This window comes from Amycolatopsis lurida, assembly GCF_900105055.1.
GTDB classification, from domain to species: domain Bacteria; phylum Actinomycetota; class Actinomycetes; order Mycobacteriales; family Pseudonocardiaceae; genus Amycolatopsis; species Amycolatopsis lurida.
In genome coordinates, this window is record NZ_FNTA01000004.1 from 2,472,265 (window position 1) to 2,496,236 (window position 23,972).

At 67.9% G+C, this 23,972-nt stretch carries 24 protein-coding genes; 9 read left to right on the forward strand and 15 right to left on the reverse strand.

The features are described 5' to 3' along the window. Nucleotides 1-3 precede the first annotated feature (3 nt). From BLW75_RS16490 to BLW75_RS16520, 7 genes are all read right to left on the reverse strand, one after another. Nucleotides 4-1,950 carry an ABC transporter ATP-binding protein gene (locus tag BLW75_RS16490; RefSeq protein WP_034313542.1) on the reverse strand — a complete coding sequence of 649 codons (1,947 nt, stop codon included), beginning with the start codon at nucleotides 1,948-1,950 and terminating at the stop codon, nucleotides 4-6. A 228-nt stretch (nucleotides 1,951-2,178) separates the two neighbouring features. Then, nucleotides 2,179-3,030: a prephenate dehydrogenase gene (locus BLW75_RS16495; protein WP_034313545.1), complete on the reverse strand. Its 852-nt coding sequence runs from the start codon at nucleotides 3,028-3,030 to the stop codon at nucleotides 2,179-2,181. Between the two features lie 120 nt (nucleotides 3,031-3,150). Continuing rightward, a complete protein-coding gene (locus BLW75_RS16500) occupies nucleotides 3,151-3,948 on the reverse strand; it encodes a helix-turn-helix domain-containing protein (protein WP_034313548.1) in 798 nt (265 codons plus the stop codon). A 1,335-nt stretch (nucleotides 3,949-5,283) separates the two neighbouring features. Beyond that, the gene (vanX, locus tag BLW75_RS16505; protein WP_034313550.1) at nucleotides 5,284-5,892 is read right to left on the reverse strand and encodes a D-Ala-D-Ala dipeptidase VanX; all 609 of its coding nucleotides are present in this window, start codon (nucleotides 5,890-5,892) and stop codon (nucleotides 5,284-5,286) included. Beyond that, nucleotides 5,889-6,929 carry a D-alanine--(R)-lactate ligase VanA-Ao2 gene (vanA-Ao2, locus tag BLW75_RS16510; protein ID WP_034313553.1) on the reverse strand — a complete coding sequence of 347 codons (1,041 nt, stop codon included), beginning with the start codon at nucleotides 6,927-6,929 and terminating at the stop codon, nucleotides 5,889-5,891. Before vanA-Ao2 ends, vanX begins: the two co-directional genes overlap by 4 nt. A gap of 1 nt (nucleotide 6,930) precedes the next feature. Then, nucleotides 6,931-7,962 (reverse strand): VanH-AOV family D-lactate dehydrogenase, encoded by a 1,032-nt coding sequence (gene vanH, locus BLW75_RS16515; protein ID WP_091599802.1) that lies wholly within the window; start codon nucleotides 7,960-7,962, stop codon nucleotides 6,931-6,933. Between the two features lie 121 nt (nucleotides 7,963-8,083). Continuing rightward, entirely contained in the window at nucleotides 8,084-8,809 is a 726-nt protein-coding gene (locus tag BLW75_RS16520; protein ID WP_034313557.1) for an alpha/beta fold hydrolase, read from the reverse strand. A 69-nt stretch (nucleotides 8,810-8,878) separates the two neighbouring features. Between BLW75_RS16520 and BLW75_RS16525 the strand changes: the two genes are divergently transcribed. Next, on the forward strand, nucleotides 8,879-9,544 hold the full coding sequence (locus BLW75_RS16525; protein WP_241783655.1) for a TetR/AcrR family transcriptional regulator: 666 nt from the start codon (nucleotides 8,879-8,881) through the stop codon (nucleotides 9,542-9,544). Here BLW75_RS16525 and BLW75_RS16530 read toward each other — a convergent pair. Both BLW75_RS16530 and BLW75_RS16535 read right to left on the reverse strand, forming a co-directional pair. Continuing rightward, nucleotides 9,465-9,926, reverse strand: coding sequence for a hypothetical protein (locus BLW75_RS16530; protein WP_034313561.1), 462 nt, complete (start codon nucleotides 9,924-9,926; stop codon nucleotides 9,465-9,467). The genes BLW75_RS16525 and BLW75_RS16530 overlap by 80 nt on opposite strands. 132 nt (nucleotides 9,927-10,058) lie before the next feature. After that, entirely contained in the window at nucleotides 10,059-11,411 is a 1,353-nt protein-coding gene (locus tag BLW75_RS16535) for a hypothetical protein (RefSeq protein WP_034313563.1), read from the reverse strand. Between the two features lie 195 nt (nucleotides 11,412-11,606). Between BLW75_RS16535 and BLW75_RS16540 the strand changes: the two genes are divergently transcribed. The 3 genes from BLW75_RS16540 to BLW75_RS16550 all read left to right on the forward strand — a co-directional run bounded on the left by BLW75_RS16540 (nucleotide 11,607) and on the right by BLW75_RS16550 (nucleotide 15,637). Further along, complete coding sequence (locus tag BLW75_RS16540) at nucleotides 11,607-12,488, forward strand: helix-turn-helix domain-containing protein (RefSeq protein ID WP_034313565.1); 882 nt, start codon at nucleotides 11,607-11,609, stop codon at nucleotides 12,486-12,488. Between the two features lie 157 nt (nucleotides 12,489-12,645). Further along, on the forward strand, nucleotides 12,646-14,826 hold the full coding sequence (locus BLW75_RS16545) for an RICIN domain-containing protein (RefSeq protein ID WP_034313568.1): 2,181 nt from the start codon (nucleotides 12,646-12,648) through the stop codon (nucleotides 14,824-14,826). Between the two features lie 145 nt (nucleotides 14,827-14,971). Continuing rightward, nucleotides 14,972-15,637, forward strand: coding sequence for a hypothetical protein (locus BLW75_RS16550; protein WP_034313695.1), 666 nt, complete (start codon nucleotides 14,972-14,974; stop codon nucleotides 15,635-15,637). A gap of 79 nt (nucleotides 15,638-15,716) precedes the next feature. Here the strand turns inward: BLW75_RS16550 and BLW75_RS16555 are convergent, their stop codons facing one another. From BLW75_RS16555 to BLW75_RS16570, 4 genes are all read right to left on the reverse strand, one after another. After that, the gene (locus tag BLW75_RS16555) at nucleotides 15,717-16,013 is read right to left on the reverse strand and encodes a DUF1540 domain-containing protein (protein WP_016331847.1); all 297 of its coding nucleotides are present in this window, start codon (nucleotides 16,011-16,013) and stop codon (nucleotides 15,717-15,719) included. A gap of 88 nt (nucleotides 16,014-16,101) precedes the next feature. Continuing rightward, nucleotides 16,102-17,055, reverse strand: a complete 954-nt coding sequence (locus BLW75_RS16560) for an alpha/beta hydrolase (protein WP_034313570.1) — start codon at nucleotides 17,053-17,055, stop codon at nucleotides 16,102-16,104. A gap of 46 nt (nucleotides 17,056-17,101) precedes the next feature. Beyond that, a complete protein-coding gene (locus BLW75_RS16565; protein ID WP_034313698.1) occupies nucleotides 17,102-17,998 on the reverse strand; it encodes a PDR/VanB family oxidoreductase in 897 nt (298 codons plus the stop codon). 13 nt (nucleotides 17,999-18,011) lie between these two features. Further along, nucleotides 18,012-18,641, reverse strand: a complete 630-nt coding sequence (locus tag BLW75_RS16570; protein ID WP_034313573.1) for an MSMEG_1061 family FMN-dependent PPOX-type flavoprotein — start codon at nucleotides 18,639-18,641, stop codon at nucleotides 18,012-18,014. A 67-nt stretch (nucleotides 18,642-18,708) separates the two neighbouring features. On the opposite strand from BLW75_RS16570, the gene BLW75_RS16575 reads away from it, so the two are divergent. Together BLW75_RS16575 and BLW75_RS16580 are read left to right on the forward strand one after the other, a co-directional pair. After that, entirely contained in the window at nucleotides 18,709-19,326 is a 618-nt protein-coding gene (locus BLW75_RS16575) for a TetR/AcrR family transcriptional regulator (protein WP_034313575.1), read from the forward strand. A 62-nt stretch (nucleotides 19,327-19,388) separates the two neighbouring features. Continuing rightward, on the forward strand, nucleotides 19,389-19,610 hold the full coding sequence (locus BLW75_RS16580) for a hypothetical protein (protein WP_034313577.1): 222 nt from the start codon (nucleotides 19,389-19,391) through the stop codon (nucleotides 19,608-19,610). 1 nt (nucleotide 19,611) lies between these two features. Here BLW75_RS16580 and BLW75_RS16585 read toward each other — a convergent pair whose 3' ends face one another. Next, a complete protein-coding gene (locus tag BLW75_RS16585; RefSeq protein WP_034313580.1) occupies nucleotides 19,612-20,427 on the reverse strand; it encodes an oxidoreductase in 816 nt (271 codons plus the stop codon). A gap of 150 nt (nucleotides 20,428-20,577) precedes the next feature. On the opposite strand from BLW75_RS16585, the gene BLW75_RS16590 reads away from it, so the two are divergent. Then, nucleotides 20,578-21,246 carry a GbsR/MarR family transcriptional regulator gene (locus BLW75_RS16590; RefSeq protein WP_034313582.1) on the forward strand — a complete coding sequence of 223 codons (669 nt, stop codon included), beginning with the start codon at nucleotides 20,578-20,580 and terminating at the stop codon, nucleotides 21,244-21,246. Nucleotides 21,247-21,337: 91 nt separating this feature from the next. Here BLW75_RS16590 and BLW75_RS16595 read toward each other — a convergent pair whose 3' ends face one another. Then, nucleotides 21,338-22,156 (reverse strand): peptidoglycan-binding domain-containing protein, encoded by an 819-nt coding sequence (locus BLW75_RS16595; protein WP_034313585.1) that lies wholly within the window; start codon nucleotides 22,154-22,156, stop codon nucleotides 21,338-21,340. Nucleotides 22,157-22,411: 255 nt separating this feature from the next. On the opposite strand from BLW75_RS16595, the gene BLW75_RS16600 reads away from it, so the two are divergent. Together BLW75_RS16600 and BLW75_RS16605 are read left to right on the forward strand one after the other, a co-directional pair. After that, nucleotides 22,412-23,173, forward strand: coding sequence for an NBR1-Ig-like domain-containing protein (locus BLW75_RS16600; RefSeq protein ID WP_034313587.1), 762 nt, complete (start codon nucleotides 22,412-22,414; stop codon nucleotides 23,171-23,173). 222 nt (nucleotides 23,174-23,395) lie between these two features. Next, on the forward strand, nucleotides 23,396-23,965 hold the full coding sequence (locus BLW75_RS16605; protein WP_241783657.1) for a YbhB/YbcL family Raf kinase inhibitor-like protein: 570 nt from the start codon (nucleotides 23,396-23,398) through the stop codon (nucleotides 23,963-23,965). Nucleotides 23,966-23,972 lie beyond the last annotated feature (7 nt).

The window sequence follows — 23,972 nt, forward strand, 5'->3', positions numbered from 1 at the left end:
TCGTCATCCTCCGTAGACCACGGTGTCCAGCGGCTCTTCGTCGAACTCGTCTTCCTCGGGTTCCGGCTTGGGCGCGTTGTTCTCCGGCCTGGCGAACTGCGTGTGGTAGAGCTCCGAATACAGCCCGCCCCGCGCCAGCAACTCGTCGTGCGTCCCGCGTTCACGGACCGTTCCGCCGTCGATCACGAGGATCTGGTCGGCCTCGCGGATCGTGGACAACCGGTGCGCGATCACCAGCGACGTCCGGTCGCGCAAGGCGGTCTTGAGCGCCCGTTGGACGGCGGCCTCCGACTCGGAGTCCAGATGGGCGGTGGCCTCGTCCAGCACGACGACCGTGGGCGCCTTCAGCAGCAACCGGGCGATGGCCAGGCGCTGCTTCTCCCCGCCGGACATGCGGTACCCGCGGTCGCCGGTGACGGTGTCGAACCCGCGGGGCAGCGTCTGGATCAGCTCCCAGATCTGGGCCCCCTTGCACGCTTCGACCAGCTCCTCCTCGGTGGCGGCCGGGCGGGCGTAGAGCAGGTTCTCCCGGATCGTGTCGTGGAAGAGGTAGGCGTCCTGGCTGACCACCCCGACCGTGCCGCGGATCGAGTCGAAGGACAGGTCGCGCAGATCGTGCCCGTCGAAGCGGACCGCGCCGGCGTTCGGGTCGTACAGCCGGGAGACCAGGTGCGTGATGGTGCTCTTCCCCGCGCCCGACGGGCCGACGAGCGCGGTGAGGGTCCCCGAGGGCGCCTCGAAGCTGATGCCGCGCAGAACGTCCGCCGTCTTGTCCCCGTTCTCCCGCTTGGTCCGCAGGTGTTCGAGCGAAGCCAGCGAGACCTCGTCCGCGGTGGGATAGCGGAACACCACGTCGTCGAACTCGATCCCCGGCGCCTTGCTCTTCTCGAGTTCCTTGGCGTCGGGGCGTTCCTGGATCAGCGGCTTGAGGTCGAGCAGCTCGAAGATCCGAGCGAAGCTCACCACCACGGTCTGCGCGGTCTCCTGCAGCCCGGACAGCTGGGTGATCGGCCCGAACAGCCGCCCGAGCAGGGTGGCGATGGCGATGAGCGTCCCGAGCTGGAACGCCCCCTCGATCACGAGGCCGCCGCCGACCCCGTAGACGACCGCCGTGGCCACCGAGGCCATCAGCGCCATCATGACGAAGGACATCCGGGCCCAGATGGAGATGCTCACGCCGATGTTGCGGATCTTCCCGGCGCGCTTGCGGTAATCGGCCATCTCCTCGTCCGGGCGGCCGAAGAGCTTCGAGAGCATCGCGCCCTGGACGTTGAACCGCTCGTGGAGGAGCCCGCCGAGCCCGGCGTTCGTCTCCATCAGCGTTCCGGTGCGGCGCTGGATGATCCTCCCCACCCAGATCCAGGGGAGGACGAACAGCGGGACCAGCACCAGCGTGACCACGGCGACCAGCCACGACAGGTAGAACAGCTCGACCAGCACGAGCAGGACGGTGACCACACTGGTGGCCGCCATCAGCAGATGACCGAACGCCTGTTGCGCCATGATGAGTTCGGTGTGCAGCCTGCCGACCAGCACCCCGGTCTGGGTGCGGGTGAAGAACGCGATCGGCAGCCGCCGGACGTGATCGAGGGCCTGCACCCGGAGGTCGTAGGTGACCCCCTCGCCGATCTTCGCGGAGACGTAGGCGGACAACAGCGACAGCAGCGCGCCCGCCACGGCGAGGCCGGCCGTCAGGACCGCCATCAGGATGACGACCCCGAAGTCGTTCTTGAGGATGCCGCCGTCGATGAGCTCCTTCATCAGCAAGGGAGTCGCGACGACGACGAACGCCTCCATCGCGGCGATGAGGACGAAGATCGCCACCTTGCCGACGTGGGGACGGAAATACGCGAGGACTCTGCGCACCGTCCCCGGACGGACCCGGTTCGACCAGGGATCGGGGTCGTCATCGCTCTTGGGCGACGCCCCGAAGCGCAACATTACTTCCATTTGGGCATCCCTCTCACGCACGAAGTCGGCAAGCTCAATCGTGCTGAATCGTGTCGATGTCCACGAGTGGCCCCCGGCGAACATCTCCGTCTCGTTCGTCCACAAAGGACGTTGTCCACCCGGTGGCCGTGTCGCGAAAGTGGCTTTCGCGACCCCGCCACCTGCTCCCTCACGACCGACGTGGGCCGAAGGGGCCCATCACCGCATCAGACGCGGTGAAGGACGCCTTCACCCCGCTACCGGCCGCCCGGCCGGAGCGGCGGGAATCCGGCCGTGGCCGTCCACCCCGCGCCGCAGCAGGTCCGTCACGTCGTCCAGGTCGCCCGCCCGCAGCGCCGAGGCCGCCGCGGCCAGATCGGCCGCGATCCGGTCGAGCACCGCCGCCACCGGCAGCGCGTTCCCGGCGAGGATCTTCCGCCACAGCAAAGGATTCCCGGCTGCTATACGAGTGACGTCGCGCAACCCCTGTCCGGCGAGGCGCAAGGCGACGTCCTCGCCGTCCTCCAGGCTCGCCGCCACCGCCGAAGCGGCCACGTGCGGAGCGTGTGACACCAGCGCCACCGCCGAGTCGTGCTCGGCCGCGCCGACGGTGACGGCCTCGGCCCCGCACAGCGACACCAGTTCGCGAGTCAGCCGTAGTGCCTCGGCCGCGGTTTCGTTGCCGGGACACAGCGCCCACGGGCGGCCCGCGAACAGGCCGGCGCGCGCCGCGGCCGGACCGGATCGCTCCCGCCCCGCGAGCGGATGCCCTGGCACGTAAGAGATCAGGTCACAGCCGAGCCGCTCCGCGTCGGCGATCGGACCCGCCTTGACGCTGGCGACGTCGGTGTACGCCCGTGCCGCGCCCTGCTTCTGGAGTGCGGCCAGCCGCTCCCCCACCAGATGCGGCGGGACGGCGATCACCGCCAGATCCACGTCCTCGCCGGTCCATTCACGGCCGGCGCCGAGTTCCCGCGCCACCCGCACGGCGTCTTCGTCGATGTCGGTGAGATGAACGGTGACACCCTTTTCCCGCAGGGACAACGCGGCCGACGTGCCGATCAGGCCGGTGCCGACGACAAGCGCCTTCTCGATGGTCACAGCTACTTCTTAGGCCGCTCTCCCGGCGATGTCGAGCCGCGAAGCCTGGGCACCGCGGGAAAGCCACGAGGGGGACTTCTCCGCATATGTCACGGAAAAGTCCCCTTCGTACCTACCCGATCACCGTGCGGCCAGATCGGTCGCCCTGCTCTCCAGGTGATCCGCGAACCCCGCCCAGACCCGGGCGTGATCCCTGGCGAATCCGGCGACCACGCCGTACAGGTGCGGCGGGACACCGTGCAGGATCCGTTCCCATTCCTGCCCGTCCATCGAGTGCATGGCGAGCATGCGCAGCAGGATCCGCCCGACCTCGCTCAGCCGCAGCGCCGGGTCGGCCTTGAGCCGCTCCAGCACGGTGAGCCGTTCCCGGTCCAGCGAGTGACCGAGGTCGGTTTCCGTCAGGCTCAACGGATCCGGCTTCGCGCGCAGCCTCCTGCTCCCGTCCGGGGTCGGGCTTTCGCCACGCTCCAGCCTGCCGCGCACGTCCCGGACCGTTTCCGGGGAGATGCCGACCTGCTTGGCGACCTGACGCAGGGAAAGACCGGGGTCGTTGCGGATCAGATCGGCGGCGAGCTTCCGCCGCTCCGAGCTGTCCACGGGCCGGATCCGCCCGTCCCGCCCGATCCTGGCGCCGTTTCCGCTTTCGCCGCCACGCCTGCGCAGGTCCGCCACGGTTCCCGCGGAAATGCCGGTCGCCGAAGCCACCCGCCGGTCGGACCACTGCGGATGCGTCCCGATGATCTGGACGGCCGCCCGTTTCCGGTCCGCCAGTGAAAGCGGCAGACCGTGCCGGATGTTCGCTTCCACCGCGAGAACGAAGGCGTCGGATTCGGCGCCGTCGATGAACCTCGCGGCGATTTTCGTATCGCCTCGTACTCGTGCCGCCTTCAGCCGGTGCAGGCCATCGACCACCTGCATCGTCGGTCGGTGAACGAGAATGGGCGGTAGCTCCCACTCCGCCGACAACAGTGTCTCGACATGCTCTGGATCCTCGCCCGAAGTCCGCGGCGAACAAGCAGTGGACAGTCTCGACAGCTCGATTTCGACGACAGGGAGAGCGGACAAGTCAACTCTCGTCGGATCCACCTAGCCCCCATTGAATCTGTTGATTCAGCAACTTTCAGACACGGCACGGAAACCCCACCGTCCAACTGCTTGGCTTCGGTGGTTGGACACCATGAACCCGTCCGACGCCAGCCTCGGCCGTAGGGCGGGATGTCCTCGACGGTGAGGAACCCTCAAGCGCCACAGGCAGAACCGCATGCGGCGGCCCGCCTCGACGGTCTCCCAGCTGACCGTTGGCGCGTATTCCGACGAACTACCGAAGCTGAACGGCATCCTCCCATCGCCCCGACGGCGATCTGCGGGACGAACGCTCGACGGCTTCGGCCCGGCAGGACCGACACTTGGTCAGCCTGACGAAACCGACACCCGCTTCGGCGCGAGGTCCCGGACATGTCCGATCTTATGACTCCGTACGTGCTCGGTTCAGAGGATCGGCGAGTGAAGTCTTTGGTTTGGCTCGTGGTCGCGAGTCACCGACGCACCCCCTCTGTCCCCAGCAAAGCGTGCACACCATGTCAGCCCCAGCTGATGTGCACCTGTGCAGCATGGCATGAACAATCCATGTCGGCAATTGACGAACAGTGTGATTTTCGTAGTGAACGAGGCCCTCAAGATCAATATCCGGAACTCCGCATGCACTATTGACTCGTTTGGCGAACATAAGTAAAGGGGCCCGCGTACAAGCTTGTTCCCGGTTGACCGGTTAGCCTGTTCGCAGGTCTTGTTAGGCCGTTCGCGCGGCTCGTTCTCTCCCCCGGATGATCACAACACCGGCGGTTCATGTTCCGTTCTTCGATACTTGTTCACACGAACGGCCGAGCCCGCGTCCCATGGTCCGGGCGAAAATCTCACCCTTCCGGGGATCACCCACGAGCAAAGCGAAGGGTGGCAGGCTGGAAGCCGGCCCCGTTCATCCCGCCGCCATGGTCGACGGCGCCGTCCACCGATCCCGGAAGGAGGTTTCGTGCGTACAGGACAACAAAGGGACAGCGTCCGGCCTCCCCCGAGGCCCACGAGGGACGGGCCTCGCCGGTCGGCCGCCGTACTCACCCGAGGCGCCCGGACATTCATGGGATGAAATGGTGTTCGCGGCAATTCTGCGCGGCGTGAGTCTTCACGAACCCCGAAACGCGTGAAGGCCCCCTTCCCCCGGCCGAACCGAGGGAAGGGGGCCTTCAGACGCGACACCTACGCGATGGGGAAATCGAAATAAGTGTCCGGGTAGGGCTCGTCCTTCAGGTTGTAGTGCCACCACTCGCACTCGTACGAGCGGAAGCCCGATCCCTCCATGACCGCGCACAGGTGCGCGCGGTTCTTCGTGGCCTCTTCCGTGACGCCCGCCGCCCCGTGATGCGAGACGACGTCCATCAGGTCGTGGTCGCCACCCATGTCGGCGAGCTCGCCGGTGTCCAGGTGGTAGAGCGTCAGGTCCACGGTGCTGCCGCGGCTGTGGCCCGATTTGGTGGCCACGTAGCCCTTTTCGAACATCTGAGGCCGGTCGATGTTCGGGTAGTGCCTGGCCTTCTTCCGGCCGTCTTCGGGCTCTTCCGCCCAGCGCATGAAGCGGTCCACGGCGCGCTGCGGGCGGTATCCGTCCCACAGGAGCAGCCCGAAGCCGAGCTCCCCGGCCTTGTCCCGCGCCTTCTCCAGCGCCGCGCAGAACGCCCGCGTGCCGACGATCCGGTTCACCAGGTACCCGTCCACCGGCTTGCCGGTGAAGTTGTCCCACGTGGCGTACTTGGCGTCCCAGCGAATTCCGGAGACGACCTCGTCTACGAAGACGAAATCATCCTTCATTCGTCACGGCCCGCCAGCGTCAGGTTCACCAGCCGGTCGATCAAGTCGCCGAGCGAGAGGCCGGCGGCGGCCATCATGCGCGGGTAACGGCTGTACGAGGTCAGGCCGGGCAGGGTGTTGACCTCGTTGAGCACCACGCTCCCGTCCTCCTTGAGGAACAGGTCCACCCGCGCGAGCCCGCGGCAGCCCAGTGCGCGGTAGATGACCTTGGCCGTCTCCTGGACGAGGTCACGCGACTCGTCCGGAATGTCGGCGGGAACGATGAAGCTCGAGTTCTCGGAGCCGGTCTCGGGGCTCTTCTCCTGGTGGATCTTGAAGAAGCCGTGGGTCAGCGCGACCCGGTCGACCTCGCCCGCGAACAGGTCCTCGTCGTTGCCGAGGATCGAGCAGCCGATCTCGCTGCCGATGACGGCCTCTTCGATCAGGACCTTCGCGTCGTACTGGCGTGCCTCCGCCAGCGCGGCGGGCAGCTCTTCCTTCGCGGAGACCTTGCTGACGCCGAAAGACGAGCCGGAGCGGGCGGGCTTCACGAAGACCGGGTAGTTCAGCTGGTCCGGGTCGACGTCGTTGTCCGGCGTGACGATGTAGAAGGTCGGCGTCGCGATCCCCGCGCCGCGGACGACGGAATAGGTGAGGGCCTTGTCGATGCACATGACCGAGCTCGGGAGGTCGCAGCCGACGTAGGGGATGCCGGAGATCTCCAGCAGGCCCTGCATCGCGCCGTCTTCGCCGAACTTGCCGTGCAGCACCGGCAGCACCACGTCGAGGGCGATCGTCTCGTACTTGCCCTCGTCCAGGACGAGCAGACCGTGCACCCCGCGGTCCGGCGACAGCACGGCCGGGCGGACGTTCCCGCTCTCCCAATCCTCGGCGGGGCCGTCGCAGAGCATCCAGGAACCGCTCTGGGTGATCCCGATGTAGTACGGCTCGTACTTCTCGAGGTCGAGGTTCTTCTGGACCTCGCGCGCAGATTTGATGGAGATAGGATGTTCTTCGGAAAGCCCGCCGAACAGAATTCCGATTTTCAGCCTACCCATACTACTTCCCGCTTTCGAATTGGAGACAATTGATGATGGAGTTTTCAACAGTGTCACTCAGCGCGTGGTCCGTGTAATAGGCGGTATGCGGACTGATGAGCACGTTCGACAGCTTTTCCAGCCGCAGCAACGTTTTGCTCTCTATCGCCTTGTTCCGGCAGTCGGCGTAGAAGATGCCTTCCTCTCCTTCGAGGACGTCCAGCGCCGCTCCGCCCAGCTTTCCGCTTTCCAGTGCCGAAATGAGGGCTTCGGTTTCGATCAGCGGGCCACGTCCGGTGTTGATGATGTACGCGCCGTCCTTCATCCGCTCGATGTTCTTCTCGTCGAGGAGATGATAGGTATCCGTGGTGAGCGGCACGTGCAGTGTCACGATGTCGCTCTGCTGCAGCAATTCGTCGAGGGGGACGTACTCGGCCGAGGCGGTCAGCACCGTATCGTAGGCCAGCACCTTGCAGCCGAAACCGCGCAACCGCTCCAGGACGGCGACCCCGATACGCCCTGTTCCGACCACTCCGACGGTCAGATCGCGCAGCTCTTTACCGCGCACCTCGTTCAGCCGGTAGTCGTGCACCTCGGTGCGGCGGATGATGGACTTGGCGTCGCGCACCGCCATCAGCATGAGCATCAGCGTGAAGTCGGCGACACTGTCCGGCGAGTAGGCGACGTTGCCGACGGTGATCCCGACGCTCGCCGCGTACTCCACGTCGATGTGGTTGAAGCCGATGCTCCGCGTGGAGATGTATTTCACGCCGGCTTCGCCGAGCGCGAGAAGAATGGAGTTCGTGACCTTGGTCTTGTGACCGATACTGATACAGCTGTTTCCGGAGACCAGTTCGATATTGGTCTCGGATACCGGCTCCTCCACAATGGTCGGCACAATGCCGAAACGAGGTGCCATCTCCCGGAACAGGGCGGCCTCGTCCTGTCCGCATCCATAAATCGTGATTCCCGTTGCCAAGACGGCCGAGGAGGAGGCGGACGCCAGCGATCCGGTGCGGGGGGCAGCTGATCGCGCTGGTTCGCTGTAGGTCATGCCCGACATTGTAGGCAGCGCGATGTTGCCGCTTCTTATGGGGTTTTCGAGGCCTCGACAATAAGTTACCAACTGGTAGCGCCGAGTGCACGCCGTTGTCGCTCACCTGCGCCGCACAGCTCTATCGCAGATCTTGCCCGCCCGCTCCCGGCGTCGAAACCGCCCCGTGACGGATGCCACAAAGCCACCCCGACACGAGGTCCGCGAGGGCTTCCGGAGCGTCCCTCGCCACGAGGTGACCCGCCGCCGGAACACCGGCGACGGCGACCCGGGGGTTGGCTTCGCGCAAACGATCCACATCGGCGTCGCGGAGCGGCGACCCCTGTCCGGCGTGCACCACCAGGATGGGCAGGTCCAGGGCCCCGGCCGTCGCGAGCAGGGCGGAACCCGAGCCGAGGACGTCCTCGACCAGGCGGGTGTAGCGACCGGCGAGCCCGTGGAAGTCGAGCCACGCACGCGCCCTGGCGGGTTCGATATCCGGTACGACGTCGACGAGCACGAGCCCGGAGGCCCTGGCCGCGACGGCGGGGTCCGCCAGCGCGGCGATGGCGGCCAAGCCGCCGACCGAGGCGCCCGCGAGGACGATCGGGGCCGGCTGGCTTCGGATCATCCCGGCCACGTCGCCCGCCAGCGCCCGGAGCGTGGTCGCCCGGCCGGAACTGTCCCCGTGACCGCGCAGGTCGAAGGCGACCGACCGGAAGCCGCGCCGGGCCAGCACCGCGGCGACCGGCGCCCAGACCGCACGGCGTTCCCCGCCCGCGTGCAGCAGCAGAACCGTCGGACCGGCGCCGGTCACCGTGCCCCGCAAGGTGACCTCGCCCAGGTCAAGACTGATTTCGGTGGTCATGGCCGCCCCCTTACCTTGGCCTGTCAAGGTAGCGCAGATACCTTGGCGCATCAAGGTACGATGCCGGTCGTGACGACACCGCGAGCACGGCGGACTCCCGAAGAGGCCCGGCGGCTGATCCTCGACGCCGCCGCCTCACTGCTCGGCGAGTCCGGTGTCGCCGCCGTCCAGATGCGGGCCGTGGCCGCGCGCGTCGGCATGACCGACGCCGGCGTCGCCCATCACTTCGGCAACCGCGAGAAACTCCTCGCCGAACTCCTCCGGCACGGTGGCCGCCGCCTCCGAGACGCGCTTCGGGAGCTCCTCGCGAGCTGGCTGGACCGTGGCGCCGACCTGCTCGAACTCGTCGAGGCACTGCATGGCCTGTACCGGAACGGCTACGGCGAGCTCGCGGTGGCACTGCACGCGGCGGGCTGGCACGACCCGGGCAGCGGGATGCTCGACCCGGTCGTCGACGCCCTGCATCGGCTCCGGCCGCCAGGCTGTTCTGTCGACGACACGCGGCTCGCCGTCGCCGCCCTGCATCAGGCGATGGCCACGGAAGCCCTGTACGGGAGCGATTTCCGGCGCAGCTCCGGGCTCACCGGAGCCGCGGCGGACGACTCGACCGCGCAAGTGCGCTGGTGGGCGCGGCAGCTCCACCTCGCGCTCGGGCTCAGGCCTGGTACGGGCCTCGATCGCCGAGATCAGGGCTCACCCGCGGGTTCCGGCCATCCTGCCCGGGCACCGGGGTGACGGTCGGCTCCTGCAAGGAGTCGACACGGTCTTCCTCGCGCTTCCGCAACCGGGTCTCGACGACGTGGTCCTGGCGCCGATGGCCGAGCACGGACAGGGTGAGGACGTGGGCCACCGCCATGAGAAGCAGGAAAACGCCCAGCCTGCCGACGAAGGCGGCCGCCGAACCGGACCACTCCGGAGCCACGACCGCCAGCAGCGCCAGCATCCCGATCGCCGCCAGGTGGAAGACCGTCACCACCATCCAGGCCACCGACCCGCTTCCCTCACGGGCGTCCGGCGCGGTGAGGTAGCGGCGGGCGCCGCGATACAGGACCTGGCCGTCCGCGATGACGAAGATCAGGCCGATGATCAGGAAACCCGGAAGTTCGTTGTCGGGCATCGTTGCCTCCTCCGTTTCCCGGGGGGGGTACCCCGGGAGTCCGGCGAGACAGGCCTCATACCTCGATCGTGTGACGGTCTCGTGAGCGGTAAGGACGGTTCTAACCGTCCTTACCGCTCACGACCCGGAAGGTCAGCGAATACCCTGCGAAATGCGTTCCCCCAGGCCTTCGACGGCGCCGAGCGCTGCTCGCAGCTCGGCGGCGTACTCTTCGGCCCCGGCCCGCAGGCCCCGCTCGACGACGCCCACGGCGTCGAACGTCTCGACGTCCCCGCCGCTCAGCGCGGCGACCGACTCCTTGACGACGGCGCCGAGCAGCAGTTCTTCCGGCACCCCCGGCGTTCCTTCCAGCGGCCAGACGAGGTCGTCGAGCACGCTCTGCCCACCCACTTCGCGGACCAGGCCCGCCGCGGTGATCCCCGGAACCCGGAAACCCTCCGGCAGTACCGCGCGAAGGCTCAAATTGTGCGAAAGCCAGTACAGCAGCTGCCCGTTCACCTCCAGCTTGACCGGTTTCGGCGCCAGCCACAGCGTGAGGTTCACGAAGTACTCGGTGAGACGGTCGAGCACCTCACCGCCTTTCTCGAAGCCCCACAGGTTGAGGTCGAAATAGTGGTGCCACGTGGCGTCGGCGACGATTCGCCCGACCCCGGCCGCCGCGCCGTCGTACGCGCTGGTCACGCCGTAGACCTTGCCGTCGCGCTTGTCGGTGCCCTGCGCGACGATCTCGGGTTTCGGCTGGCCCGTGCGCCCCGACGGCCACACGTCCGCCGGATACCGCTCGGGGATGAGCAGCTGTCCTTCGTGCATGTGGTCGGGGAAGACGGTGATCGGACCCCGCCTGCCCTGGAACAACACGTGCGGCCTGCCGAGCCGCTTCCGCAGGATGAGCTCCTGCGGGTACGGGTCGAGGTCGTTCGGGATCGGGTTGTTGATGTCGCTGCCCCACGGATCCGGCTGGTGGGTGTTGTGGCTGAACTCGATGCTCGAATCCGGCCGGTCGTTCCACACCCGTAGCTCGCCCGCGCGCGGGACCCGGTGTCCCAGCGCCCGGCCGAGGTTCAGGTATTCGGGCAGTGACGGATCCGCTCCCGGCGGGCGCGGATTCGAGTGGTCACCGGTGATGAGCACGCCACCGCCGGCGTCCATCCAGGCCCGCAGCGCGGCCACCTCCGCGTCCACGAGCTCGTTTTCCGGCTGTCCTGGCAAATTGCACGGCAAGAAACCGAAAAACCACACCTGCTCGTATCCGGCGAGAACGCCGGAAGTGAGTTTGTTGGCGGCGTGCCCGCCTTCGTGTCGGTTGATCAGATCGATCTCGAACTCGGCGAAGAACGGCTGATTCGCCAGAATGAGATCACGGACGATACCCAAGGAAAAGCCGTTGTTCCCGGTGAAGCCGACAAGGTCGGTGTAGAACAGAATTCTGATCTTCGGCTTGGCGAGCGGACTGACCTGGTCAGCGACAAGACGTGCGTCGAACATGGTGAATTCCCCCTAGCTCGCGGCGCCTTGCCGTCCTCCCCGGCGGCGCCGTCCTTCCACGTATACCGGAACTTCCGGCGATTCCGCAGAGACGATGGCGCACTGAGGATTCCGCTGCGATCAAGAAGCGAATCGAACGAAATCCTCTCCCGGCCCCACGCGGCCGCCCCGAAGTGCTTGCGCGAGGATGCGGGGATGGGTTACCGGACCTGGATGCGGTACTTCACACCGTCCGCCGTGCATCGTCGGCTGGGCCTGGTGTGCCTCGGTGTCGGGCTGCAGCACGGAACCGTGCCCGTCGTGGGGCCGCGCGTGCTCGACCATTACGTCGCCGTCGTGGTGTCCAAGGGGCGTGGGTGGTTCGCCGTGGCGGGCGGCGACCGCCAGGAGGTCGTCGCGCCCGCCTTGCTGTGGCTCGTCCCCGGCGTCGGACACCACTACGCGCCCGACCCCGCGCATGGCTGGGAAGAGTGTTTCGTCGACTTCGACGGCAGCGCCGTGGACGCGTACATGGAACTCGGCTACGTCACGCCCTCGACGCCGGTGGTACCACTGGGCGACGTCGAGGCCGTCCGCGACATCGTGAGCCGGATCGTGCGCTGCGCGCGAGGCGGGAGCCCGCTGGCGCAGGTCGACGCCTCGGCTGCCGTACATCACCTGCTGGTGGCCTTGCGCCGGGCCGCCGACAGCACCCCCAGCGACGGTTCCCTGCTGGAGGCACTGGCGCAGGACGCCCTGTTGCCGATCAGCGTCGCGGAGATCGCGGCCCGCCGCGGCATGACGCTGCCCGAACTGCGCACCGCCGTGCGCCGCGGCACGGAGACCGGGTTGAAGGACCACCTGCTGACCCTTCGCCTCAACCGCGCCAAGGAACTCCTTGCCACCACGCGAATGCCGGTCCAGGAGGTGGCACAGGCGATCGGGTACGGGGACGCCGCCTACTTCAGCAGGCTCTTCACCCGCCGGGTCGGCGTCTCCCCCGCGCGCTTCCGCGAATCGCGAGTGCGGGCCGTCCCCGGTGGCTGGAGTTCGCGCGTTCCCCCACCCGACGACCCGCCGCTCGTGCCGACGGACTGAGCTTGGACTTCCGCACCGCACCACTTGGACTTTCCGTGCAATAACTGCATGAACAACGCTTGAAGTTGAGCGAACTCGTTGACTTACGCGCAATAACGTTCATAACATCGGCGACCGCCCCGCCAACTGTGGTGCGGGTCACCTTTGGGAGAGAGTCATGCGGACCCTGCCTCTTCTCGGCGCCGTGGCGTTGGCCGTGGCGGCGACCACGGTGGTACCGGTGTCGTCCGACGCCGCGCCGCCGGACGCGACGTACACCATCACGGTCGACGCCAAGAAGTCGTTCAGCCCGACCACCGACACCCCGGCGAGTACCTATGTCGACAAGGACGGCACGTTCTACTTCCAGCAGGCGGCGGCGCTCTACGGCGCGGACCAGCCGCGCGAATGGGACTTCTACAGCGGACGCGATTTCGACGGCTTCACCAAGAACCCGATCAGCAGCGCGGTGAACCCGGCCAACCCCGCCGACCGCAACGACGACACGACCTGGCGCTGCAACAACAGCCCCACCGGCAAGGAATCCACGTACCCGCCGGCGGGCTCGGGCTATTCGCAGCGCAACTACTGCGATCTCGTCGGCACCTGGGTCGATCCGGACACCGGTGACTGGTACGGCCTGGTCCACAACGAGTTCACGCCCGAACCGTTCGGGGCGTATTCGTTCTCCCATTACGACGCGATCGACATGGCCGTGTCGAAGGACCAGGGCAGGACGTGGGCCATCAAGGATCACGTGATCACCTCGCCCTACAGCACCGAACGCGGTGACACGGCGGCGTTCCCGCATCAGACGTTCGACTACGGCGACGGTGACCCGCGCCTGTTCGTGGACACCGCCTCCGGGTACTTCTACGTCTACTACGGCTCGCGCATCGTCCCGAAGGCCGGTGCCGGTGGCCCGATGACCGGGCTGGCGCACGTCGCCCGCTCGCCCATTTCGGCCAAGATGGCCTCCGGCTCCTGGCAGAAGTGGTTCGACGGCGGCTGGACCCAGCCGGGCGTCGGCGGCCGCGAGAGCAACATGGTCCCTGTGTCCGCCGCGGGCGACACCGGCTACACGCCCGTCGCGGACGACTACGACCCCGCCAACACCGGCAACGTCAGCCGGCAGATAGCCGCCGGGCAGCTGCCGCGCAAATCGGATCTGTTCATCATGAACATCGCCTACAACGCGCATCTCGGTCTCTACCTCGGCGCGCCGGAGGCCGTGGACAGCGTCGTCCCCCAGCGCTATTACGTGACCGACGATCTGACGACGCAGAAATGGCGGCTGATCGGCGACACGGGGAGCTACACGAACCAGTCCTGGTACCGCTGGTTCGTCGACGCCGCGAACAAGACGAATTCGACCATCATCGGCAAGCAGTTCCGTTCGTACTGCGCGGTGGCCTGCTCGAACAACGCGGGCGGCGAGTACACCACCCAGACCATCACGTCGTCCGTGCCCGCACCGTCCCCTGTGGACACTTCGCGCAAGTACCGGATCGGCCTCGGCGACGGCCGGGTGCTCGCGCAGGGCACCGGGACCGCGACGACGTCGGTCGCGAGCACGACCGGCTCCGACCGCGAGGCATGGCAGTTCTCGCCCGACGGTGACGGCTCGTACCGCATCGCCAACGCCGCCACCGGCCTGCTCCTCGGCGTCGACGCGGTGCAGGCCGGCCGGGCATGGGGCGCGAAACCCACCGTGACGTCGTCCTCGACGGTCGGGCAGCAGTGGTTCGTCCTCCCGTCCACTGTGGACAGGGGGACCTTCCGGCTGGTGAACCGCTACAGCGGGCTCGTGCTCGGCCTTTCCGGCAAGACGTCACGTCTCGCGGAGACCACCCCGTCGCGTTCCTGGGCCGACACCACCGGGAACGCCGTGGGCGGCGGCCGGACCCCGGCCGAGCAGACGCTGAAGTTCACCGATGCCGGTGCGGGCGGTCTCGGCGGGGTTCACACCCTGGCCGCGGCAGGCAAGAACCTCGACGATCCGGACTCGTCGACGGCCGCCGGCACCCCTCTGGTCACCTGGACACCGAACCAGGGCGCCAACCAGAAGTGGCTGTTCACCCGGCAGGCCGACGGTTCCTACACCCTGACGAACGCGCATTCGCAACTGTGCGCCGACGTCGAAGGCGGCGCCACCACCGCGGGCGCGCGCGTCATCCAGTGGACGTGCACCGGCGGGCCCAACCAACGCTGGACCGCGGCGAAACAGCCCGACGGCGGCTACAAGCTCACGAGCGTCCGCTCCGGCTTGCTGCTGACGACCGCGTCCACTTCGGACGGTGCCGGCGTCACCCAACGGGCCGACACGGGCTCCGCGCTCCAATTGTGGAAGATCGGCTGACTCGGGTGGCCCGCTCCCTCGGGGCGGGCCACCCGGTTGCTTTCGTGTGGCAAATCACACTCTCACTGCACGCTCCCTAGCCGCGACCGTCTCCCCTCATGAGAGCGCTTCGGTGAAGTTCACCGAGCGTGGAGGGGAGAACACCATGAAGCACACCGGCATCGTCCGTACCGCCACCATCACCGGCGTCGCCGCCGCGCTGAGCCTGGCCACCGTCCTCCCGGCGCTGGCGAGCCCGCAGAGCGATCCCGTCACCACCGTGGCCGACCTCGACGGCGACGGCGAGATCGAAACCGTCACCGCGCAGCTCACCGGTGACAACGAGCAGGTCGTCTCCGCCACCGTGCACGGCACCTTCACCTCGATCCACCTCGGCGCCGACAGCTGGGTCCCGCTCGAGGCCCCGCTCGTGACCGACCTCAACGGCGACGGCCGCGCCGAACTGATCGTCACCCAGGCCGTCGGCGCCAACACCACGTTCGTCACGGCCCTGCACTACGACGGCCGCGACCTGAGCCAGGTCGTCGACAACGAAGGCAAACCGCTGTCGGTCCCCGAGGGCGGCGGCGTCGCCGCCCATGTGGGTTACCAGTGCACCCCGCTCGATGGCGGCGGCCGCACCTTCGAAACCGTCAAGACCGAAGCCGACGACGTCCGCGCGGACCCGATCACCTATTCGGGCACCCGCACCGTCTACACGCTTCGCGACGGCGCGCTGACCGCCCAGAAGACCATCTCGATCAAGAGCCGTCCGTTGACCGACCCGGTGCTCGGCACCGACGCCGCGACCTGCGACCAGGCCGGGAGCTGATCGGGCAGACCACGGCGTCGCGAAGGCCCCCTTCCCTCGGCTGAGCCGAGGGAAGGGGGCCTTCCCGCGCATGTGTGGTTTACGGAGCGTAGGTCAGGCAATTGGCGGCGTGATCGCCCTCGCCCGGTCCCACCCGGACACTCGATGCGGTGCATTCCAGCGCGGAATTGTGGCGGCAGTCGGACCGGGAGCAGGCTCCCACTTGTGCGGTCACTCGATCGAGTCCGCCCTTGGTGTTGAGCGGGACGAACGTTCCGCAGTCGGCCGATCCGTTCCCGCCACCGACCGTGATGGCGAAAGCGTGACAGCCGTCGTGGTTGTACGAACAGCCGCTGACCGTGCATTCGTGGACAGCGGGCATTTCGGTGGTGGTCATAACGACTCCTGTACTTCGTGGTGGTGGTGTCGTTCGGTATGACCAGGGTTACACCGGCCCGTCCCGGCGGCAATTCGGGGAAATTCCTTCATGTCCGGGCGAGCAGCCGGTCCAACCAGGACTCCCTGGCGGCGAGACACGATCGGGCGATGGCGGTTTCCGGGGCGAGATCGTAGAAACCGTGGAAAGCGCCACCCCAGACATGCAATTCCGCTTCTCCCCCGGCGGCCCAGATCGCACTCGCGTACGCCACGGCCTCGTCCCGGAACACCTCGGCGGCGGCGACGTCGATGAACGTCGGCGGCAATCCGCCGAGGTCTGTCGCACGGGCCGGGGCGGCGTACGGAGAGACGCCGGGAGTGCCTCGCCGGTCCCCGAGGACCATCGTCCACGCCGTCAGGTTGCTGGTCCGGTCCCAGACACCGACCCCGTCGTACCGGCGCGCCGAGAGGGTCTCGTTCCGGTCGTCGATCATCGGGCACTGGAGCAGCTGACCGGCCACTACCGGTCCGCCGCGGTCTCGCGCCATGAGCGTGACCCCGGCGGCGAGGCCACCGCCGCCGCTCCCGCCGAAGATGACCAGGCCGCCGGGGTCGAAGCCCAGCTCGTCCGCGTGCGCGGCCATCCATTCCAGCCCGGCGTAGCAGTCCTCCACCGGCACGGGATGCGGATGTTCGGGCGCGCGACGGAATTCGACGGTGACCGCGACGGCGTCGTATTTCATCGCCCAGTCGACGAGCGGTTGCGCCGACGCGAACCGGTCGCCCATCACCATTCCGCCGCCGTGCACGTGGTAAATCCCCGGACCGCCGCCGCGATGATCCCGGCGGGCGATGACCGAAACGGTGATTTCCGCGCCGTCGTATCCGGGGATCGAGTGATCGGTGCAGGTGACCGGGCGGTCGCCGATCTGCTCTTCGATCGTCGGGAACGGCAAGGCCCGATAGCGCTCCAGCTGATCCGCCGTCATGCCGACCGGCACGTTCCCCGCGAGCGCGGGCAGCACGGCGGCGAGTTCGGGATCGTATGCGGGTTCGACCATCCGCGCGAGCCTAGCGATCGAGCGCCGACATTCCGTATACGCCGGGTCAAAGGTCGAGATCGAGGCGTGAAGACGCGCGGGAGACACAGCAGTACATCCGTCCCGGTGGCGCGCCGATATCGTCGCGGTGTTCCGGTTCGCCGCCGGCGACGCCGATCTCGCAACTGCCGCAAACCCCTTCACGGCAACCGGACGGGATACGGAACCCCGCGTGATTCAACGCGTCCAGCAGCGACTCTTCCGCGGCGACCGGCACCGTCCGCCCCGATCGGACGCAGTGCGCCTCGAACGGCTCCGCGGGAGCGAATTCCTTGGCCACGGGCCGGAAACGCTCGATATGCAGTCTCTTCGCGGGGAACACCGCTTCGGCCGCGTCGAGCATCGACGCGGGACCACAGCAGTAGACCAGCGCGTCCGGGCCGAGCCCGGCGGCCAGCGCGGCGAAGTCGGGCCTGCCGTGCTCGGCGGTGGCGTGAAGGCGAACCCGGTCGCCGTACGCGGCTTTGAGTTCGGCGGCGAACGGCATCGTCGCTTCGGACCTGCCCACGTACACCAATCTGGCCGTGGGACCCGCCGCCGCCAGCATCGGCATCAGGGGCGTGATCCCGATCCCGCCGGCGATGAACAGGTGGTCAGGCGCGGGTAGTAACGGGAAGTTGTTGCGCGGCAAGGAAACGTCGAGCGTCCGGCCGGCGCGCAGGAACAGGTGGACGTACTCCGAACCGCCCCGGCTCAGCCGGTCGTACCGGACGGCGACGCGGTAGCCGCCGCGATCGGCCGGGTCTCCGCACAGCGAATACTGCCGGGTCAGCCAGTTCGGCAACGCCACATCGACGTGCGCGCCCGGTTCCCAGGGCGCCAGCGAGCCTTCGGCGCCGCGCAGGACGAGTGACACGGTTCCTTCGGCGATCGGTTCCACGCGGTCGAGAACGGTTTTCTGCATCGGCGAATTCATCTCAGTACAACCGCCGGTAGCCGGTTTCGAGCATGGCCTCCAGTACGGCCGGATCGACGTCGAGCCCCATCTGCTCGGCGGCCATCTCGCCGGCGGACGGCAATTCGTCCGCCAGCGCCTGGCTCGCGGGATCCCAGAGCCGGGACCGGATCAGCGCGCGGCCGCAGTGGAAGAAGGTCTCCACCACGTCGACGATGATCGCCAGTTCCGCCGGTTTGCCCTCGGTGCGCATCCTGGCGAGCACGTCCGGCTCATCGGTCGGATAGGCGCGGCCGTTGACCCGGAACACCTCCCGCACGCCGGGGACGACGAACATCAGGCCGATGCCGTCGTTCTCGGCGAGATTGCGGAAGGAGTCGGCGAGCTTGTTGCCCGGCCGGTCGGGGATCGCCAGGGTGCGCTCGTCGAGCACCTTGACGAAACCCGGGTAGTCGCCGCGCGGCGAGCAATCGGGCAGGCCCGTCGCGTCCGACGTCGCCATCGCCACGAACGGGGCATGGGCGATGAACCGATGGCCGTGCCGGTCGATCCGGTCGTGGACCTTCGCCTTGATCATGGCCTCCGGCTCCCCCAGCCGAGCACGGACCTGCTCGGGCGAAAGTCGGCGCGGACGGGTATCACTGCTGGTCATGGCATAATTATGAGCAATTGTTCAGCCCGCTCGCTACTCGCTTTAGCGCCGCTTCACCGGGAGTGTCATGACGTCGGAGCAACGACGCCTTCAGCCACGTAAACAGCCACGCCAGGTCCGGGCCGAGCTGACCAGACAGCGCATCCTCACCGCGGCTGCTCACGTTTTCGCCGAGTACGGGTACGCCGCGGGGACGACGAACCGGATCGCCGAACGGGCCCGGATCTCGATCGGTTCGCTGTATCAGTACTACCCGAACAAGGACGCGATCCTGGCCGAGTTGCTCACCCGCCACCTCGACGGCGACCGGGCGGCCGACACGCTGCGCCGGTACAAGCGGTCGCCGGAGCCACTGGAGACCGTCATCCGCGAGTTCGTGCACACGGTGATCGAGAACCATCTCGACGATCCGCGGCTGCTGCAGATCATGATCGAGCAGGCACCCCGCTCCGGTGAGCTGCTGGAACGCGTCACCCGGCTGGAGTGGGAGATGGTCGGTGACCTGCGGGAACTCCTCCACGGCCACCCCGAAGTCCGCGTGCGGGACAAGGACACCGCGGCCAGGCTCGTCGCGTCCACTGTGGAATTGACCGTGCATCAGCTCATCGCCGCGCCCGGCTCCATCGACGTCACCCGGCTGGAGAACGAACTCGTGGCGATGATCACCGGCTACCTTCGCGCCTGATTTCCGGGGGTTGACCAGGCGATGAGCGGGTATCCACCGGTGTGAGCCGAGTAGAGAACAGGATGCGCGCCGTCGCCGCCCGCTGGCGCCGGAGGGGCGGCACGCTCGCCCTGCTGTGGACGCTGATCACCCTCGGCCTGGCCACGATGCTGTGGGTTTCGGGCTTCCGTGCGTGGCCGGTGTACCTGACGGCGCTGCCGGGCGCCGTCGTCTCCGTCCTGCTGTGGATCGGGGTCGCGCGCACCCGCCGCAGGAAGGGCGTCGAGAAGCAGCCGAGCGGTTGAGCTATTTCGTCGCGCGCATGGCCAGCCGGTCGAACTCGCGGTCCGGCAGGGTCCGGTTGAGTTCCAGGAGCTTCTCGGCGAGGTGGCCGACCGCGTAGCGGGTTTCCGGATTCTCGGACTCGACGGCGCGGCGGATGGCGTCCACGACGACGGACGGGTCGGAGCCGTCACTGAGCCCGGTCTCCCCGTGCCGCGCCATGGCCTCCGCCATCTCCCGGTACGCCCCGCGGCCGGAATACTCGCGGAGCTGCGCGGCGGTCTGGTCTTCGAACTCGGTTTTGACGATGCCCGGCTGGATGATCACGACGTCGATGCCGAAAGGCTCGACCTCCATGCGGAGCGTGTCGGAGAACGCTTCGAGCGCGTGCTTCGACGCGTAGTACCAGGCTCCGAAAGGCAGGGCGATCTCGCCGCCGATCGACGAAACGTTGACGATCGTGCCGGACCGCTGGGCCCGCATGGCGGGCAGGACCAGCTGAACGAGCCGGGCGGGCGCGAGAAGGTTGACTTCGAGCTGGTCGCGCGCGCGGTCGAGCGGCACGTCCTCGACGGCGCCGTGCAGCACGGTGCCCGCGTTGTTGACCAGGACGTCGATCCGTTGGTGCTCGTCGAGAACTGTGCCGACCGCGCGGCGGAGATCGTCCTCGTCCCTGGCGTCCATCTTCAGCGGATGGCCGCCCGCCGCGCGGAGGTCGTCCATCTTCCGCACGCGCCTGGCGGCGCCGTAGACGATGTGTCCCGCGCGCAGCAGCTCCAGCGCGGTGGCGTGGCCGATCCCCGACGAAGCGCCGGTGACCAGGCATACCTTGGCCGTCATCCCGTGTGCCCTCCCGATCTTTATCGCTTCCTCCGAAACACTAGGCTCGTTTTTCTGAGACCGGCAACTTCACACAGCGGTTTTTCGAGGTCAGCTGCCTATAATTGATGCAATGACCATGAAGCTGAATGCATCGGGAGGGCAGGACGGGTGCCGGGAAGACGCCTGACCCAGGACGAGCGCGGGCAGATCGCTTCGGGACTGTCCGCAGGCCTCACGTACGCCGAAATCGCCCGCCGGATGGACCGCCCCAAATCGACGGTGATCCGCGAAGTCGCGCGCAACGGCGGCGCCCACGGTTATCGGGCAGGCCAGGCGCAGCAGGCGACGCGATGGCGGGCACGCCGCCGCAAACCCGGCCCGCCGCCCAGCACCGCACGGACCCCGGAGACGGTGCGGGACTTCGAGACCGAATTCGCCGAGACGATGGCCGCGACCGGTGTCCCGTCGATGATGGCCAGGGTCCTGGCCTGTCTGTTCACCGCGGACACCGGCGGCGGCACCGCCGCCGAACTGGTCGCCCGGCTGGAAGTCAGCCCCGCGTCGGTGTCCAAGGCCGTGAACTGGCTCGAACAACGCGGCCTGATCACCCGCGAACGCGAGGGCGGGCGGCAGCGGTACGTCGTCGACGACGACTTCGGCTACCGCGCCTGGCGCACCAGTCTCGACGCGATGACCCGCTGGGCGGAGGTCACCCGGCGGGGCGCCGGGCTGATCGACGGGCCGGCGGGGGCGCGACTGGACGCCACCAGCCGGTTCTTCCGGCATCTGCACAAGGACATGAGCGAGGCGGCGGAACACTGGCGGCGCACGGCGTGAGTCGGTCCGTGAAGGCCTCCTCGGGGGTCCCTGGGTCCCTCAAGGAGGCCTTCACGGACTTGCGTGAGCTCACCCCACGACAGGGGCGAGGTCACCCACGCTTGAATTCCTCCCAGGTCACCTTCTTCACCTTGGGGCCGTCGTCCTTGGCGTGGCTCGCCAGGCCGTTGAGGCCCTTGAAGTAGTCACCGGCCTGAGCCTGAGCCTGCGGCGACATGTCGGTGTCGCTGATCGCGATCCCGTGGATGTGCTCCGCCCAGTTGCCCTGGCTCGGGGTGCGGTGCCACGCGGCGAAGCCGACCTCGCGCAGCGCCTTCACCGCGGCGGTCTTGTTCGAGATGTTGTTCACCGAGATGTCGACCGCACCGCCGCCGTCGTGCGTGCCGCCCGAGGCACCGACACCGCCGGCGTTGTACGAGCCCTGGGTGATGGTGAACTTGACCCCGGCCTTCTTCTCCGCGGCCGCGATCATGTCGGCGGTGCGCTTGTTGACCGTCTTGCCGTCGAGGCTGGTCTTCGAGCCGACACTGATCGGCGCGGTCACGGTGTAGCGGCCTTTGCCCAGTTCGGTCAGCGAGCCCTTGCCCGGCAGACCGCTGGCGGCGAGGCCACTGTGCCCGAGCGACTTCTGGTACTTCTGGTACGCGGTGACCGTCGACGTGCCGAAGTGACCGTCGACCTGCTTCTTGTCGAGCAGGTTCTTCGCGGCCAGCGCCTGCTCGACCGCCTTGACGCTCTCCCCGGAGCCAGGCGTGATCGACTGGTCGGCCTTGTACGGATCCCACATGGCCGCCTTGACCACGGCCTCCATGTTGACCGACGGCGCGGCCGCCGCGGGCTGTCCCGCCGTCATCCCCAGCGCGGTCGCGGACAGTGCGGCGAACATCGCGGCGGTTGCCACCTTGCGCATGACTGCTCCTTCACTCGATGGCTGCTCCCCGTGAGCAGCTCGTGACCGACACTGGCCCGGAGGCGGTGTCAGCCGGAACCGCCTGTACGGAACGTCTGACGTCAAAAACCGCAGGTTGACAGCGTCTGACAGCGCTCGAGCCAGGCGGAATCCGCAGGTCGGCGCGGCGATCCGGACACTCTTCGCGATATAGTCACCAGGCCGCGCAGAGCGACGAAAATCGTTGTCACGTCGGACACGATCGCGAGGGGGAGCGTGCCGGAACCGCGAACAGGAGAACGGGCACCGGAGCTGGAAGCGTTCATGGACGGGCTGCGGAAGCTCCGGACACGGGCCGGGGAACCGTCCTTCCGGAAGATGGCGGCGAAGTCCGGCGCGGTGTCCCACGCGACCCTGCACCTCACCGTCACCGGTACGCGGTTGCAGCCGTGGGAGACGGTCCGGGAGTTCGTCCGCGCCTGCGACGGTGACGAAGAGGAATGGCACGCCCGATGGCAGGGCGTCCAGCTCGTGCTGTCCGCCGACCGCGACCCGGAACCCGCGCCGCGATGGCGGTCCAAACGCGTCCTGGTGCCGCTGGCCCTCGTGCTCGTCGCCGCGATCGCCGCCGTCGTGGTCCTCCTGCTGCCGGGCGAGCAGGGCACGCCCGCACCGCCGCATCCCGGCGACTCGAGCAGATTCCTCGGCGACGTGACCATCCCCGACGACACCGTGGTCAAACCCGGCACCCAGTTCGTGAAGGTGTGGGAACTCGAGAACACCGGCACCGTCGAGTGGCGAAAGCGGTACCTGCGCCGCACCGATCTCCCGGTCACGCCCGGCACCTGCCGCACCCCCGACCGGATCCCGGTCAACGACACCGCGCCGCGAGGACGTGTGCAGGTGACGGTCACCGTGAGCACCCCGCCGAACGCCCCGGTCGACTGCAAGGTGTTCTGGAAGATGGTCGACGAACAGGACCGGGAACTCTTCCCGGCCAGCAGGCCGATCTACTTCTCGGTCCTCGTCCGCGCCTGAGCCGTAACTCGCGTGATCTGAGCCGTAACTCGCGTGATTGGAGGCGTAACTCGTGAGTTACGCCTCCAATCACGCGAATGACGCGCCGGATCACGCGAATCCCGAGTTCGGTACCCGGCGAAAACACCTCGATAGGCCGGAAAAGTGCGCTAGCCGACGCTTTCCGGGCTCCCTACGCTGGATTCCGCGCACGAGAACCACAAACGTCCTCGGGAGTCTCCGATGAGAGCAACGAGAATCGTGTTCTGCGCCCTGTTCGCCCTCGGCGCCGCCTGCCTTTCCCCGGCGGCGTCGGCCACTCAAGACGCGTTCACGCTGTCCAGTACCGCGTTCGCCGACGGCGGTCTCATGCCCAAGGTCCACGAGTGCACCAGCGGCGGCGGGCAGGATCCGGCCAAGAAGAACGAGTCGCCGCCGTTGGCCTGGTCGGGGGCTCCCGCCGGGGCGAAGAGCTACGCGATCGTCATGCGCGACCTCGACAACGCCGCCCTGATCCACTGGGTCATCTACGACATCCCGGCGACCACGGCTTCGCTCCCCCAGAACGTCCAGCACGTCTACCGGCCACCGGTGCCCGCCGGCTCCAGGCAGGTCTACTACCGCGGAAGCGCGAGTCTCTACGGCTACCAGGGCCCGTGCTCACCCTCCACCGTGAATACCTACGAGTTCGTCGTGCACGCCCTCGACCAGACGTCGCTCACCGGCCTGGACTCCGGTTCGTCGACCCGCACTGCCGCCAGGGCGATCACCGCGGCTTCGATCGGCTCGGCGAGGATCACCGGCGAGTCGTAAGTCCCCT